The 14,307-nt window shown below is 67.4% G+C and carries 15 protein-coding genes; 10 read left to right on the top strand and 5 right to left on the bottom strand.

Going from position 1 to position 14,307, the window contains the following annotated elements; genetic code table 11:
- The first annotated feature begins 7 nt into the window (after window positions 1–7).
- A complete protein-coding gene (locus ACP7AS_RS04755; protein WP_426027715.1) occupies window positions 8–946 on the top strand; it encodes an MlaD family protein in 939 nt (312 codons plus the stop codon).
- Entirely contained in the window at window positions 943–1,557 is a 615-nt protein-coding gene (locus ACP7AS_RS04750) for an ABC-type transport auxiliary lipoprotein family protein (RefSeq protein ID WP_426027714.1), read from the top strand. The genes ACP7AS_RS04755 and ACP7AS_RS04750 overlap by 4 nt, the downstream gene beginning before the upstream one ends.
- On the opposite strand, the gene ACP7AS_RS04745 is transcribed toward ACP7AS_RS04750, so the two are convergent.
- The 5 genes from ACP7AS_RS04745 to ACP7AS_RS04725 all read right to left on the bottom strand — a co-directional run bounded on the left by ACP7AS_RS04745 (window position 1,554) and on the right by ACP7AS_RS04725 (window position 6,274).
- Window positions 1,554–2,405 (bottom strand): hypothetical protein, encoded by an 852-nt coding sequence (locus ACP7AS_RS04745; protein ID WP_426027713.1) that lies wholly within the window; start codon window positions 2,403–2,405, stop codon window positions 1,554–1,556. The genes ACP7AS_RS04750 and ACP7AS_RS04745 overlap by 4 nt on opposite strands.
- Before the next feature lie 62 nt (window positions 2,406–2,467).
- On the bottom strand, window positions 2,468–3,121 hold the full coding sequence (locus ACP7AS_RS04740) for a 3-oxoacid CoA-transferase subunit B (RefSeq protein ID WP_426027712.1): 654 nt from the start codon (window positions 3,119–3,121) through the stop codon (window positions 2,468–2,470).
- The gene (locus ACP7AS_RS04735) at window positions 3,121–3,825 is read right to left on the bottom strand and encodes a CoA transferase subunit A (RefSeq protein ID WP_426027711.1); all 705 of its coding nucleotides are present in this window, start codon (window positions 3,823–3,825) and stop codon (window positions 3,121–3,123) included. Before ACP7AS_RS04735 ends, ACP7AS_RS04740 begins: the two co-directional genes overlap by 1 nt.
- A 278-nt stretch (window positions 3,826–4,103) precedes the next feature.
- The gene (locus ACP7AS_RS04730; protein WP_426027710.1) at window positions 4,104–4,907 is read right to left on the bottom strand and encodes a DUF1365 domain-containing protein; all 804 of its coding nucleotides are present in this window, start codon (window positions 4,905–4,907) and stop codon (window positions 4,104–4,106) included.
- Window positions 4,904–6,274 carry an NAD(P)/FAD-dependent oxidoreductase gene (locus ACP7AS_RS04725; RefSeq protein ID WP_426027709.1) on the bottom strand — a complete coding sequence of 457 codons (1,371 nt, stop codon included), beginning with the start codon at window positions 6,272–6,274 and terminating at the stop codon, window positions 4,904–4,906. The genes ACP7AS_RS04730 and ACP7AS_RS04725 overlap by 4 nt, the downstream gene beginning before the upstream one ends.
- A 116-nt stretch (window positions 6,275–6,390) precedes the next feature.
- On the opposite strand from ACP7AS_RS04725, the gene ACP7AS_RS04720 reads away from it, so the two are divergent.
- The 8 genes from ACP7AS_RS04720 to ACP7AS_RS04685 all read left to right on the top strand — a co-directional run bounded on the left by ACP7AS_RS04720 (window position 6,391) and on the right by ACP7AS_RS04685 (window position 14,222).
- Window positions 6,391–7,431 (top strand): SAM-dependent methyltransferase, encoded by a 1,041-nt coding sequence (locus ACP7AS_RS04720; RefSeq protein WP_426027708.1) that lies wholly within the window; start codon window positions 6,391–6,393, stop codon window positions 7,429–7,431.
- 4 nt (window positions 7,432–7,435) lie between these two features.
- Window positions 7,436–7,849 carry a DUF2177 family protein gene (locus tag ACP7AS_RS04715; protein WP_426027707.1) on the top strand — a complete coding sequence of 138 codons (414 nt, stop codon included), beginning with the start codon at window positions 7,436–7,438 and terminating at the stop codon, window positions 7,847–7,849.
- A 92-nt stretch (window positions 7,850–7,941) separates the two neighbouring features.
- A complete protein-coding gene (locus ACP7AS_RS04710; protein ID WP_426027706.1) occupies window positions 7,942–8,826 on the top strand; it encodes a DUF459 domain-containing protein in 885 nt (294 codons plus the stop codon).
- A gap of 62 nt (window positions 8,827–8,888) precedes the next feature.
- Window positions 8,889–10,118 (top strand): GDSL-type esterase/lipase family protein, encoded by a 1,230-nt coding sequence (locus ACP7AS_RS04705; protein ID WP_426027705.1) that lies wholly within the window; start codon window positions 8,889–8,891, stop codon window positions 10,116–10,118.
- Window positions 10,119–11,519 carry an MBOAT family O-acyltransferase gene (locus tag ACP7AS_RS04700; protein WP_426027704.1) on the top strand — a complete coding sequence of 467 codons (1,401 nt, stop codon included), beginning with the start codon at window positions 10,119–10,121 and terminating at the stop codon, window positions 11,517–11,519. It abuts the gene before it with no gap.
- Window positions 11,520–11,534: 15 nt separating this feature from the next.
- Window positions 11,535–12,083: a hypothetical protein gene (locus ACP7AS_RS04695; RefSeq protein ID WP_426027703.1), complete on the top strand. Its 549-nt coding sequence runs from the start codon at window positions 11,535–11,537 to the stop codon at window positions 12,081–12,083.
- A 43-nt stretch (window positions 12,084–12,126) separates the two neighbouring features.
- Window positions 12,127–13,470 carry a tyrosinase family protein gene (locus tag ACP7AS_RS04690; protein WP_426027702.1) on the top strand — a complete coding sequence of 448 codons (1,344 nt, stop codon included), beginning with the start codon at window positions 12,127–12,129 and terminating at the stop codon, window positions 13,468–13,470.
- Window positions 13,467–14,222 (top strand): hypothetical protein, encoded by a 756-nt coding sequence (locus ACP7AS_RS04685; protein ID WP_426027701.1) that lies wholly within the window; start codon window positions 13,467–13,469, stop codon window positions 14,220–14,222. The genes ACP7AS_RS04690 and ACP7AS_RS04685 overlap by 4 nt, the downstream gene beginning before the upstream one ends.
- Window positions 14,223–14,307: the final 85 nt, after the last annotated feature.

The following is a 14,307-nucleotide window of genomic DNA, read 5'->3' as shown; positions in this document are numbered from 1 at the left end:
CCGAACGATGGAAAGAGACGCTCATTATGCTGCCGTCGGCATCGCCACCATCGCCCTCCTGGCGGCGCTGGCGGTGTTCACGATCTGGCTGGCCCGGCTTCAGTTCAACAATGACTTCGATGTTTATGACATCGTCTTCTACGGCCCCGTGCGGGGTCTGTCGGAGGGCGGCGAGGTTCACTTCAACGGCATCCGCGTCGGGGAGGTCACCGACCTGAACCTGGATCCCAAGAAGGGCGATCAGGTCATTGCCCGGATCCGCGTGGACGCCACCACGCCCGTGCGTGTGACCTCGCGCGCCCAGCTCGAGCCCCAGGGGATCACGGGTCTGAACTATATCCAGATCACGGCCGGCAATCCGCAGAGCGCGATCCTGAAGACCCAATATCCGGACAACGTCGTGCCGGTGATTCAGAGCCAGCCGTCACCGATCGCCGAACTGCTCAGCGGCTCGGGCACGGTTCTGGCCCAGACCGTGGATGCGCTGAACCGGATCAACCGGGTGCTGTCCGACGACAACATCCGCTCCTTCTCGACCAGCGTGAAGAATGTCGAATCCCTGTCCAGCGAACTGGAAGCCCGCAAGGGGATGTTCGCCCAGCTGGAGCAGGCGCTGACCAAGGCCAATGCGGCCATCGGCGAATACCAGGCTCTGGGCGTCAGTGCCCGCCAGCTGGTCGAGGGTGACGGCCGTCAGGCGATCGCCAACATCAACCGGGCGGCGGAACAGGCGGCAGATGCGGCGGCCTCGGCCAACCGCACGATCAGCGGCCTGGAGCGGCCGGTGAACGACTTCGCCACCACCGGCCTGCCCCAGCTTCAGCAGTCGATCCAGAGTCTCGAAGACGCCACCCGTGCGTTGGAAGGTCTGGTCGAGGAGGTGCGGTCCAGCCCGCGCGACTTCATCGGCCGCGCGCCGACCAAGGAAATGGAGGTCCAGCCGTGATCCGTACGTCCCTTATCCGGCTGACCGCCGTCGGTGTCGCCGTCACGGCCCTGGCCGGCTGCGCGCTGCTGAGTTCTCCCGATCCCGTCCAGACCTACCGGTTTGGCGGGGCGGCCCCGGCGGTGTCCCAAAGCGTCAGTTCGTCCGCGCCGTCCATCGCCCTGAGGCGAGTCGAGTTCCCCGAGGCGGTCGAGGGCGACAAGCTCCTCGGCGTCACCGGGACGGAAACCGCCTACATCAAGGGCGCACGCTGGGTCTCTCCGGCGGCCGACCTTTATATGGAAAGCCTCGAGAACGCGTTTGCCGGTCAGGCCACGGGCGTGCGGCTGATCGGCCCGAGGGAGTCCGTGCGGAGCGGCCGGAGCCTGGACATCGACGTTCGCGCCTTCGAGGCCCGTTATGACGCGCCGGGGGCTGTCCCGACGGTGGTGGTCACGGCGCGCGCCCGTGTGAGGAACCTGCCGGATCGTACCGTCTCGGCCGAGCGGATGTTCAGCGTCGAACAGCCGGCGACCGAGAACCGGGTCTCGGCCATCGTTGCGGCTTTCGACACGGCAACGCGCGACCTGAACACCCAGATCGTCGCCTGGACGGAAGCCAACGCGCGCTAGGGCTCGAGGCTGGTCCCGACGGCGGCCAGCCGACGCTCGACGTCGACACGGCGAACCGCGAGAGAGGCCAGTTCCCCGAGGGTGCTGTCGATGCGGGCAAGCGCCTGATCCCGGCTTCGGGTCAGACGGTCCTGGTCAGGGCGGATGCGCCGCGGGCGTTTGCCGGACAGTCCCAGGGCGTCGCGCCAGTCCTCACGCCATGCCGCCAGCCCGTCCGTACACAGTTGGAGCGCCTCCATGGTCCGGGCGTCGGCGTTCTGGGCACCCCGGATGAGGGACAGGGACTGAAGTGCGGCGGCGCGGCAGGCGTCCAACGTCTCCGTGCGGCCTTGCAGGGGATGTGCGGCACCGTCTTCAGCAGACTCATGGCCGGTCAGTCGACGCGCGGCGACGGCGATATGGGCGTCCAGATCGGTGACGACGGCGCGGAGTTCGCTCCAGACCGCGTCGAGTGCACCGGACCGTCGGGCGGCCCCGTCGACGGCTGTGCCCACATCGGCAGCGCTTTCGGTCAGGCGCGTGGCGGTGTCATGGAAGGCCTCACGCAACCGCTTGAGACGTTTGGCCCGGCTGTCGAACAGGCCGGCGATGCCCCGACGGGGCTCCAGCGCCTGTGGCCGCAGCGCCTCGACCCGCCCGCGGGCGTCGGCTAGGGCGGCGGCAATGCCGCTCAGATCACCGGCGCGGGCGGCGGTGATGGCCTGCTCGACGCCGCCGACGGCCGTCGCGCGGGCCGGCTCGCCGAAGGCCTGTGCGGAGTGCGCGTCATAGCTCGCGTCGATCTGGTCCACGCGCGCCGCATCCGGTGCCGGTGCACTGCCAACCCAGCGGTAAGCGCCGTCCGCCATCGTCAATCCCTGTTCGCTTGCATCCGCGACGGGATCGCGGAAGGCTTCAGGGGAGACTTTGACTACGAGTCAAGCCCGGCGGCAACGGTGTAGCTGGCCTCGGTCTTCTGCGCGACCTCATCCAGGGTGACGCCCTCGGCCAGTTCGATGAGCTCGAGGCCGGTGCCGTCCGCCTTGACGTCGAAGACGCACAGGTCGGTGATGATGCGGCTGACCACGCCCGTGCCGGTCAGCGGCAGGGTACAGGCCTTCAGCACCTTGGACTGGCCGTGCTTGTTGGCGTGATCCATGACGACCACGACGCGTTTGACGCCGGCGACCAGGTCCATGGCCCCGCCCATACCCTTCACCAGCTTGCCCGGGATCATCCAGTTGGCGATGTCGCCGTTCTGGGCCACCTCCATCGCGCCGAGGATGGACAGGTTGATGTGGCCGCCGCGGATCATGGCGAAACTGTCGGCCGAGCTGAAATAGCTGCTCTCGGCGATCTCGGTGATGGTTTGCTTGCCAGCGTTGATCAGGTCGGCGTCGACCTCGTCCTCATACGGGAAGGGGCCCATGCCGAGCATGCCGTTCTCGGACTGGAGGGTGACCTCCATGCCGTGCGGGATGTAGTTGGCGACGAGCGTGGGAATGCCGATGCCCAGGTTGACGTAGAAGCCGTCCTGCAGCTCGCGGGCGGCGCGTTCAGCCAGTTGTTCGCGGGTGCGGGGCATTATGCGGTCTCCCGGGCACGGACGGTGCGTTGTTCGATGCGCTTCTCGGGCACGGTCAGGATGATGCGGTCGACATAGATGCCCGGCGTGTGGATCTGGTCGGGGTCGAAGGTGCCGGTCGGGACGATGTGCTCGACCTCGACGACGGTGACCTTGCCGGCCGTGGCCATCATCGGATTGAAGTTGCGGGCGGTCTTGCGGAACTGGAGATTGCCGCGGCCGTCGGCCTTCCACGCCTTGATGATCGACAGGTCGGCGACAAGGCCGGTTTCCATGACGTAGTCGCGGCCGTTGAAGGCGCGGACTTCCTTGCCGTCGGCGACGAGGGTGCCGACGCCGGTGGCGGTGAAGAAGGCGGGGATGCCGGCACCGCCGGCGCGGATCCGTTCGGCCAGGGTGCCCTGCGGGTTGAACTCGAGCTGGAGCTCGCCGGCCAGATACTGGCGCTCGAACTCCTTGTTCTCACCGACATAGGACGAGATCATTTTCGCGATCTGGCGCGTGCCCAGAAGCTGGCCCAGGCCGAAGCCGTCGACCCCGGCATTGTTGGAAATGACGGTCAGGTCCTTGACGCCGCTGTCGCGCAGGGCGGCGATCAGGTGTTCGGGAATGCCGCAAAGGCCGAAGCCGCCGGACATGACGGTCATCCCGTCAAAGGTCAGGCCCTCCAGCGCTGCGCTCGCGTCGGGGAAGATTTTCCGCATCGCTTCCTCATATTTTCACCACCTGATGAATAAAGGCGGCCTTGCTGTGTGCGTAACGTGGCGAGGCGGGGCGGGCAAGGCGAGCGGAGAAAAACACGGTCCGAAGCGTCCGATCGTCGGGTCGGAGGAGGATCCTGCGCACGCCACCCCGTGCCAGGCTCACTGCCGGATCAGGGAGGATTGAAGCCTGACGTCACCGCCTTGTGCTCGTGATCTGGATCCCGGCATTCGCCGGGATGCACGGAAGAGAAGGAGGGCGGTGAGGCAGACGGAGCGGTTCAGCGCCCGTGGCCAACCGTCACCGGCCGCGTCGGCACCGGGCCGCGGTGGCGGTAGCGGGCCCCTTTGACCATCATCTTCAGCGCTTCCCAGTGGATGCCCGCCGTTACCTTCCAGGTCAGAAGGGGGTGGGTGATGAAGGCGCGCAGCAGCTGGCCGTCGGTCAGCGGGCGGCGGCGGCCCGCGAAGCTGGCGGTCAGGATGGGGGTCTCGCCGCGCCTCACGGCGACGACGACAGACACGGCATCGCCGGGCGGGCGGACGGTGAAGTCGTAGCTCAGGTCGCGGTCCATGAAGGGTGAGACGAAGAACTGCTTTTCTACCGTCTGTCGCAGGGGCCCGGCCTGACCGGCGGGCACGGCCACCAGATAGCTGTGGCGTTCCTGGAAGGTATTGGTGACCTCATAGACGAGGGCGGCCAGGGCCCCGTCCGGGGTGTGGCAGAAGAAGACACTGATGGGGTTGAAGCCGTAGCCGAGGATACGCGGCATGGTCAGAAGGCGGATCGGTCCGCCCACGATATCGATGCCGGCCTCTGTCAGATGGCTCTCGACCTGAACGCGCAGGGGGCGGCCGGAACGGTCACCATGGTCGGCGGTGCGAAAGCTGATCAGGCCGAACCGGCCGCGACGGAGCAGGCGCAACCGGTCCTGCAGGCCGTCCAGTTCGTCGAGGTCGGCCAGGACCATCCAGAGGCCATAGCGCAGGCGGTGATCGAAGGTGCGCGCCCGTTGATGCACGACCTCGCCGACGAAGAGGGCGGAGGCGACCGCCGGCGGAGGTGTGGACGTGGCGGCGGTCACGCCGCCTCGGTCAGCCGCCCGGGCGCAATGTCGGGCGCGTGCACATGAATGCGGCCGCTCTCATTGGCCACCGACCAGGGGCGGCGCACACCCCCCAGCTGCTCCGCGACGGCCAACCCGGCCTGCAGGCCATCCTCATGGAAGCCCGAGCCGAACCAGGCTCCGGCGAACCAGACATTGCGACGGCCCTGGAGGCTCCAGAGCTCTGACTGTGCCGCGACCGCCGCGGCGTCGAAGACCGGGTGTTCGTAGTCCCATTCGCCGAGGACCAGTTCGGGATCGGGTGCCTTGGCGGGGTTCAGGCTGACGAACAGGGGCGGCCCGGGAAGGCTCTGCAGTTCGTTCATCCAGTAGGTCACGCCGCCTTCGCCCGCACGGTCGGAATAGCCGAGATGGCTCCACGACGCCCAGGCCTTGCGCCGCTGGGGCATCAGGGATGTGTCGCGGTGCAGGATGACGCGGTTGGGCCGGTATTCGATGGCGCCGAGCAGGCGGCGGTCATCGGGGGACGAGGACTCCAGCAAGGCCAGGGCCTGATCGGAGTGGGTGGCCAGAACGACGGCGTCGAACCGCTCTAGTCGGCCGTCGGCGAAGCGCAGGGCGGCTCCGTCCAGACCCCGCACCACGCAGGTGATTCCGGCCTCCGTGACCACCCGCCCCCGGAACGCTGCCACCAGGCGGCTGACATAGGACCGGCTGCCGCCGTCCACGGTCCGCCAGGTCGGCTTGAGATCCAGCTTCAGCAGGTTGTGGTTCATGTAGAAGCGCACGAAAGACGCGGCCGGGTAGCTGGCCATCTGCCCCATGGAGCAGGACCAGATCGCAGCCGCCTGCGGCAGCAGATGGGCCTCGCGGAACAGGGTGCCGTAGCCGCCGCGGGTCAGATAGGCGTCGAGGGTCTCGCCCGATCGCTCAAGCGCCGGAAGATCTCGCGGGGCCTGCTTCTGGAAGCGCACCACGTCGCGGATCATGCGCCAGAATTTCGGACTGGCGTAGTTTCGCTTCTGGGCGAACAGGGCCCCGATGCCATGGCTGGAATATTCGAAGGCACCGTCGTCGATGGAGACGGCGAAGGACATATGCGCCGGCTTGGTCGGCACGTTCAGATGCTCGAACAGGGCCTTCAGATTGGGGTAGTTGTCTTCGTTATAGACGATGAAACCGGTGTCGACGGCGACGGGCTCGCTGGGCGACGGGGCGTCGACGGTGTTGGAATGGCCGCCCAGCCGGCTGTCGGCCTCGAACAGGGTCACGTCATGCGATTGCGACAGTAGCCAGGCGCAGGACAGGCCCGCGATCCCGGACCCGACCACGGCGATGCGTCGGCCGGCGGGCGGTGTGGACGTTGCGACCAGGTGGGGGGGCATGCCGGCTCCATCGAAACTTGGTATCAGCTACGCACTGACGGCTGAGATGGATGCCAGACATCCAGATCGCGATCCTAGCCGTAACTGTAGCGTTCGTCAGCCTGTCAGGACCTATCATGAGCCTCGCCACCGCAGCCATCCGCCGGCTTCAGGATGCGCCCTTCCCGGATTTCATCGCGCGACCGGCGATCGACAGCCTGGTCAGTGAGGCGCGGCGGCGGCTGGATCGTGAGGGACCGCATGACGAGGCGGCCTTTGCGCGGGACATGGCTGAACGCGCCATTGCCGAGCATACGACGGCCGCCAATGAGCAGCACTACGAACTGCCGCCGGAATTCTTCCAGCTCTGCCTCGGCAAGCGGCTGAAATACTCCTGCTGCCTGTACCCCTCCGCCGACACGACGCTGGATCAGGCCGAGGAGGTCTCGCTGGCCGAGACGTGCGAGCATGCGGAACTGGCCGACGGCCAGCGCGTGCTGGAACTGGGTTGCGGCTGGGGCAGTCTGAGCCTGTGGATGGCGGAGCGGTATCCCCGATCCAGCATTACGGCGGTGTCCAACAGTCACGGCCAGCGCCAGCATATCGAGGCCCAGGCGAAGGCGAGGGGGCTGACCAATCTGACAGTCATCACCTGCGACATGAATGACTTCAATCCGGACCGCGGCGCGGGCTTCGACCGGATCGTGTCGGTCGAAATGTTCGAGCATATGGCCAACTGGCGGGCCCTGCTCACCAAGGCCCGTGGCTGGCTGAAGTCCGACGGCCGGATGTTCATCCATATCTTCACGCACCGCGATGCGCCGTACCGCTTTGACCATACCGACAGTGGCGACTTCATCGCCCAGCATTTCTTCACCGGCGGCGTCATGCCCAGCAAGGCGCTGATGCGGCAGTTTCCGGACCTGTTCGCCGTCGAGCGGGAATGGACGTGGAACGGCGTCAACTACAAGCGCACGGCGGACCACTGGCTGGCCAATATGGACGCCAATGGCGACCGGGTGATGGAGCTGATGCAGGCGACCTATGGCCCCGATGCGGCGCTGTGGCGCCGCCGCTGGCGCCGGTTCTATCTTGCCACGGCCGGTCTGTTCGGCAACGACGACGGGAACACCTGGGCTGTCAGCCACTATCTGCTGAAGCCGGCTGGGGAGAGCTGAACCGATGATCAAATACATCGTCGCCTATCTGGGCGCGGGCCTGACCTTCGCCGCGATAGACGCGGTCTGGCTGACCACCATGACGAACCGGCTCTACAAGCCCGTTCTGGGGCCGATCCTCGCGGAAAAGCCGGACATGAAGGCCGCCGTGCTCTTCTACCTGATCTCGATCGCCGGGACGGTGTTCCTGGCCATCACCCCGGCGTTGCGTGAGGGCGCGTGGCAGAGGGCGGCCCTGAACGGGGCGGTGCTGGGGTTCGTCGCCTATGCAACCTATGACCTGACCAACCAGGCGACGCTGAACGTCTGGTCGGTGAAGCTGACGATCATCGACCTGTGCTGGGGCACGACGCTGACAACCGTGTCGGCCGTGGGCGGCTATTTCGCCGCGCGCTGGGCCGAGGGCCGCTTCGGTTAACCTTTTTCTTCTCCCGAGACGGGCGCGAGGTGGCGGCGCGGGCGCGATAGGGTAAAAGAGCCGACGGAACAGGGTTCAGTCGGGGGACGGATTTGCGTGCTGGCGTCAATGCTCTGACGGCGACCTTCGTGGTCGGCGTTTTGGCCGGTCTGGTGCTGACGCCAGACGGCCGGGCGTGGCTGCGCCATCCGACCCTCATGCTGGGCGACAAGGCCGCGGCCTCCGCGCCGCCTGCGCCCACGATCCCTGCGGCCCCGGTCGCGGCCGTCGCGCCCGCCCTGCCGGCGGTGACCCCGCTGAGTGTGCGGGCGGCACAGGGGCCGCTGCGGATCGGGGTGTTCGGGGATTCCATGGCCGACGGCCTCTATGCGGGCCTGTATCGCGATCTGCAGAACACGCCGAATGTGACGGTCAGCAAATTCTCGCAGGTTTCGACGGGCCTCAGCCGCTACGACTACGTCGATATACAGGCCAAGACCCGCGGCCAGCTGGACGCAGAGCCGGTCGACGTCGCCGTCATGCTGTTCGGCACCAACGACGCCCAGGGCATCGAGATGGACGGCCAGGTCCATCCGTTCGGGTCCGACGGGTGGAAGATCGCCTATGCGAAGCGGGTCGACGATCTGGTGGCGCTGCTGCGCAGCCGCGACGTGGTGGTCTACTGGGTCGGCCTGCCGCGCATGAAGCGCGATACGTTTGAAGCCCGGATGGCGCTGATCAACGGTGTGGTCGAGGCGCGGATGAAGGCGCTGGGCGTGCCTTACATCGAGACCAGGGCCCTGACCTCGAACGGCGACGGTGGCTATGAGGCCTATCTGCCGACCGACAGCGGGCGGCGCACCCTGATGCGGGCCAATGACGGAATCCACATGTCGATGGCCGGCTATCTAAGGCTCAGCGCCCCGGTCTCGGCACGGCTGAAGCGTGACGCCGGGCTGGATCGGCCCGTGGCTCAAGCCGCCGCACCCGCCGCCTGAACATGAGGGCAGCGCTGGCGGCCCTTTCTGCCGGGATATGGTTGGCGGCGACGGCCGCCGTCATGGCGCAGGAAGTCCCGTACGCTGTTGCCGTCATGCCTCCCGCCGGGTCGTCAGACTGCCCGGACGGCATCTGCCAGGCCGGGGCCCTGACCGGCGTGTTCGAAGCCCTGGCGGCGACCGAGGCTGGGCAGCGCGCGCGGCCGGTGCACATTCTCCAGATCGGCGACAGCCACACCGCCGGCGACCGGATCACGGGCAAGCTCAGGGCGGATTTTCAGGCCCGGTTCGGCGCGTCCGGTCGCGGCGTGCTTCCGCCGGGCCAGCCGTTTGACGGCTATGCGCCTTATCAGGTGCAGATGGCTTCGGCGGGTTGGACGAGCGAGCGTGCGCCGCTCCAGCCCCCTTCCGGGGCACCGTCGCCGCGCGTGGGTCTGGCGGGGATGCGGACGACGGGTGGGGACGGGGCCCTGATCGGGTTTGAGCTGGATCCGGGGGCCGAGGCCTCGGTGGTCGGCGTCTGCGGCCGGGCGCGCGGGGCCGGTGCGGGCCTGTCGGTCGAGGCAGGCGGGCTGGGACGGGGTCTGGATTTCAACGCGCCCTCGCCGGATCAGGAAGTCTGCCGCGAGTTGAAGCTGGCGGGGCCGACGTCGTCGGTGCGGCTGAGTCCGCTGGACCGGGGTCTGGTGATGGACTCGGTGATGCTGTCCGGCACCGGACCGGGTGTGATGGTGTCGAGTCTGGGCGTTATCGGTGCGACGCTGCGCGATCTGGCCAGCCGCGACGAGGCGATCGCGGCGAGCGAGCTTGCCCTGTGGCGGCCCAGCCTGGTCGTGCTGGCGTTCGGCACCAATGAGGGGTTCGACGACGGGCTCGATGTCCGGGCCTATGAGGCGCTGATGCGGGGCCAGATCGCGCGGATGCGCCGCCTCGCACCGGCGGCATCACTGATGCTGCTGGGGGCCCCGGACGCCTTGCGCAGCGGCACGGCCGGAGGGTGCAGCGCCGACGGACAGCGCGCGCCACCACCGTCTCTGGCCGTGGTGCGCGACGTGCAACGACGGGTCGCTGCCGACATGGGTGTGGCGTTCTGGGACTGGCAGGGACGGATGGGCGGGACGTGTTCAGCGGATCGGCTGGCCTTGAGGGACGACCCCTTGATGCGGGGTGATCGGGTGCATTTCACCAGTACGGGTGCGGACTGGATCGGCGGGGTGCTGAGCCATGACCTGCTGACGGCCTTCGACGCCTGGAAGGCCACGCGCACGCCGGTCGTCGGGGAGGCGCGCTAGATGCTGTTCCCGACCCTGGCCTTCGGCATCTTCTTCCTGTTCGTCTATTTCACCGCTTGGTCGCTGGATCGCGAGAACGGGCGGCGCAAGCTTTTCCTGCTGCTGGCCAGCTGGTTCTTCTATGCCCAGTGGGACTGGCGGTTTGTGGCCCTGCTGATCCTGTCGGCGGTGCTCAACTGGGCCGTCGGGGCGCTGATCGCACGGCAGCCGGGGGTGAAGAAGGCGTGGCTGGTCGGTCTCGGGGTCGCGGCCAATCTGCTGATCCTCGCCTTCTTCAAATACTACGGCTTCTTCATCGAACAGGCCGGCGACCTGCTGCTGCGGTTCGGCTGGGAGCGGGATCTGCCACTGCTGCAGATCGTGCTGCCGGTGGGGATCAGCTTCTTCACCTTCCAGGGCATCAGCTATGTCGTCGACGTGCATCGCGGGAAGACGCCGCCGGCGAAGAGCCTGCTCGACGTCATGCTGCTGATGAGCTTCTTCCCGCACCTGGTCGCCGGGCCGATCGTGCGGGCGTCCGACCTGCTGCCGCAGTTTGACCGGACGCCGCGGCTGACGCGGGCGATGGCGACCCACGGTCTGCTGCTGATCGTCTGGGGCCTGTTCAAGAAGACGGTGATCGCATCCGAGATTTCCGTGAACCTGGTCGATCCGGTGTTCTTTGATCCGTCGGCCTACGGGGCCGTCGACATCGCCGCGGCGGTCTATGGCTATGCGGTTCAGATCTATTGCGACTTCTCGGCCTATTCGGACATGGCGATCGGGATCGCGGCCCTGCTGGGCTATTCCTTCCCGCGCAATTTTGACCAGCCGTATCGCGCCAGTTCCATGCAGTCGTTCTGGCGGCGCTGGCACATCAGCCTGTCCAGCTGGCTGCGTGACTATCTGTATGTGCCGCTGGGGGGCGGACGTAAGGGGCTGATTTCGTCCTGCATCAATGTGTTCATCACCATGGTGCTGGGCGGGCTTTGGCACGGTGCGGCCTGGACCTTCCTGGCCTGGGGCACGCTGCACGGCGGGGTGCAGGTGATCGAGCGCCTGGGCCGCGCGGTTTTCGGCGACCGCAAGGTCGTGCCGACCGTGATCGGGGTTCTGGTCACCTTCCACATCGTCTGCCTCGGCTGGATCCTGTTCAGGGCCGAGAATTTCGGTCTGGCGATGGCCATGCTGCAGGGTCTTGGCCGGATCGGGCCCGTGGTCGCCCTGACGCCGCTGCTGCTGACGCTGATCGTCGGCGGACTGGCCATGCACTGGCTGCCGCCGCGCGCCATCGAGGGGCTGGCCGAGCGGTTGAAGACGGCCCCGTCACTCACCCTCGGTCTGCTGATCGGCGCGGCCTTCCTGCTGATCGAGGCCGTACGGCCGGACGGCGTCGCTCCCTTCATCTATTTCCAGTTCTAAGGCGTTGGACCTGCCATGACCGACGACACCAGAGGCAAGGATCAGGATCAGCGGTACATGCTGGAGCCGTTCCCGGTTCAGAGGACGGATTCACCGTTCCCGCCGCTTTACGAAAGCCTGCCGGCATCGCCCGCCGATCCCTCCAGTGACTGGATCGCATCCGCTGACGCCCACGATTTGCCAACGCGCGAGAACCGTCTCGCCGCCCTCGGCCGGTTCGCCTTTCCGCCCGCGCCGCCCCTGGACGACGAGGGTGTGGCGGCGCGCGACCGGCGCTGGGCCAGCCGGACGATTTTCGTGGTCGCCGCCTTTTTGCTGATCTTCAATGCCGTGTCGCCGCTGAACTGGTCGAGACAGCAGGCCCCCGGCTGGGTTCAGGGCACCGTGCAGCAGATGTCCGAGGTCTGGGTCGCGCAGCTGGCTGTCTTTGGTGTCGACATGCCGCGCCAGGGCGTGCGCGAGATGTGGACGACCGCCCGGCAAGCGCGTTTCATCAGTCAGGGCGTGTCGCGTGGGGCGCGAGAAGACTCGACAGACAAGGCCGGTTCGCCAACCATGAGGTGAGCCGTCCCTGACCACTGCGCCAGGGCACGCCGGGGGGCATGCGATGACGATAAGCCGACGATCAGCGCTTGGAGCGGGCGCGTCCGCACTGGTGGGACTGGCCGCCGGACCGGCTCTGGCCCAGACCTCGTCGCGTCGCATCCGCCGCGGCGTTTCGCAGTTGTCGGAGCACAGCGACGACCTGGTCGCCTTCCGCGAGGGCGTGGAGGAGATGAAGCGGCTCAGGGGCTCGAACCGCCTGTCATGGGCCTGGCAGACCGATATTCACCGCCTGCGCGCCGAGCACGGGAATGGGCTCTTCCTGCCCTGGCATCGTCTCGAACTGGCGCACCTGGAGCGGATCATCGGCGCCCTGACGGACCACAAGTCCTTCGCCTTGCCTTACTGGGACTGGCAGGGAGACCGTTTCCTGCCGAACTGGCTGACCCGGCCCGGGTCGCCCCTGTACGAGCGGCGGCGAGCGGCCGGCGTCGATGTTCTTGATTTCAACAAGGCGCGCTGGAGCGCGGCCTCGCGCTTCGCCAATGTGGTTTCCGACCGCTTCCTCCAGTTCGCCGGCGGGCCACGCAGCGCCGGCAATGTGGAGCTGTACGGGCACAATCACATTCATGTCCTGATCGGCGGCAAGCAACCCGGCCCGCTCGGTCTGATGAGCCGCCCGGAGACCGCGGCGGGGGATCCGGTATTCTGGCTGCACCACTGCAATATCGACCGTGTCTGGGCGACCTGGCACCGGAACGTCGGCCCCGGCGTCTATCCCAAGGAGTGGGCCGACCTTGAGCTGGGCGGTTTCGTCGGACCGCAGGGGCAGGATACGGGCCCCTGGCGCGTCGGCGGCATCGTTGAGACGCGGTCGCTGGGCTACACCTATGACGAACTGTATCCCTTTCCGAGGTTCAATGTGCAGGCCGAGGGCCCGGACGGGGCGACGGCGCGCGAACCGCTGGGGGGTACGGTCTACAAGGTGCAGGCGGAGGCGACTCCCGGCGCGGGCACCATGACGCTGGTCCTGCCGGACGAAGCCGTGCGGCGGATGCGGGCCGCCGACGACACCCTGATGATTTCGGGTGTCGGCACGGCCTCCTTCGCGCGGGAGGAAGGCCTGCACGACCGCTCGCTAGAAGTGGGGATATCGACGGGCGGGCGACGCATGTCGCTGGGTTCATCGCCGACCTTCGTGCACGTCGGCGGGCCTCATGCCGGCCACGCCGACTACGCCATCGGCTACAGTTTCGGTGAGGAAGTCCTGAACCTGCTGGCCGAAGGAGACGGGCCGGTCACGATCTCGGTGGACGCCGAGGATCTTGCACCGGAGATGGGCCGTCCGGCGGTACGCGCGCTCGGCATCGAACTGGCTCTCACCCTGACCGAAAGCCGCTGGGTATGAAGCGGCTGGCCCTGATGCTGCTGGGCCTGCTGGTGCTGGCCGGCTGCGCATCAATCCAGGAGCAGGCTCCTCCGCCGCCTCCGCCCCCGCCGCCGCCCGTTGTGACGATGGCACCCCCGCCCCTGCAGGCGGACGTCTGGCCCGATGGCCGGGTTCCGCTGTGTTTCGAGGCTCCACTCGAGGAGGATCAATGGGCGCGCGAACAGGTTCGCACGGCGGCCGCGGCCTGGGAGGCCGTCGCGCAGGTCTCGTTCGATTTCGCCGAGGATTGCGCCGTCCCCTTGCCGGGCGAGGATCGGCGTATTCCGATCCGGATCGTGCACAATCCGGCGCTGGCCGCGTCATCAACCCACCTCGGAAACAACCTGATGCGCGGGGGGTCGATCACCCTCAACGCCGAATACCTGGCGATCAACCGGGTCTGCGGCCGCAACGGGACCATCAGAAGAACCGGCTGCTTCTATGCGGACTCGCTTCACGAGCTGGGTCATGCGCTCGGCTTCACCCACGACCACATCAGCGCCGGCGCGCCGGTCTGCCGGGCCCGGATGTCGACCCCGGAAGCGACCGATCCCGACGAGACCTACTACGACGCCGACTCGATCATGAACTATTGCAATCCCGATCGCTGGAAGGGCCGCCTGAGCGAAGCCGACATCTGTTCGCTGAGGGCCGCCTATGGGGATACGCAGGGGCGGCGACCGGCGCGAACCAGCTGCTACACCCTGGCCGCCGGCCCCCGGGATCCTTGACCCCCATCGTCTGCGGTGCGGACTTGACCGGTGTCACTCGCCGACCCTAGCGTCCGGCCCGGCCGGCGTTCGGCGGGATGGGGAA

Origin of the sequence: Brevundimonas sp. TWP2-3-4b2 (assembly GCF_049897345.1) — a bacterium.
Lineage (GTDB): Bacteria > Pseudomonadota > Alphaproteobacteria > Caulobacterales > Caulobacteraceae > Brevundimonas.
The sequence above is the reverse complement of the archived record's forward strand: the minus strand, read 5'-3'. Positions and strand labels throughout refer to the sequence as shown.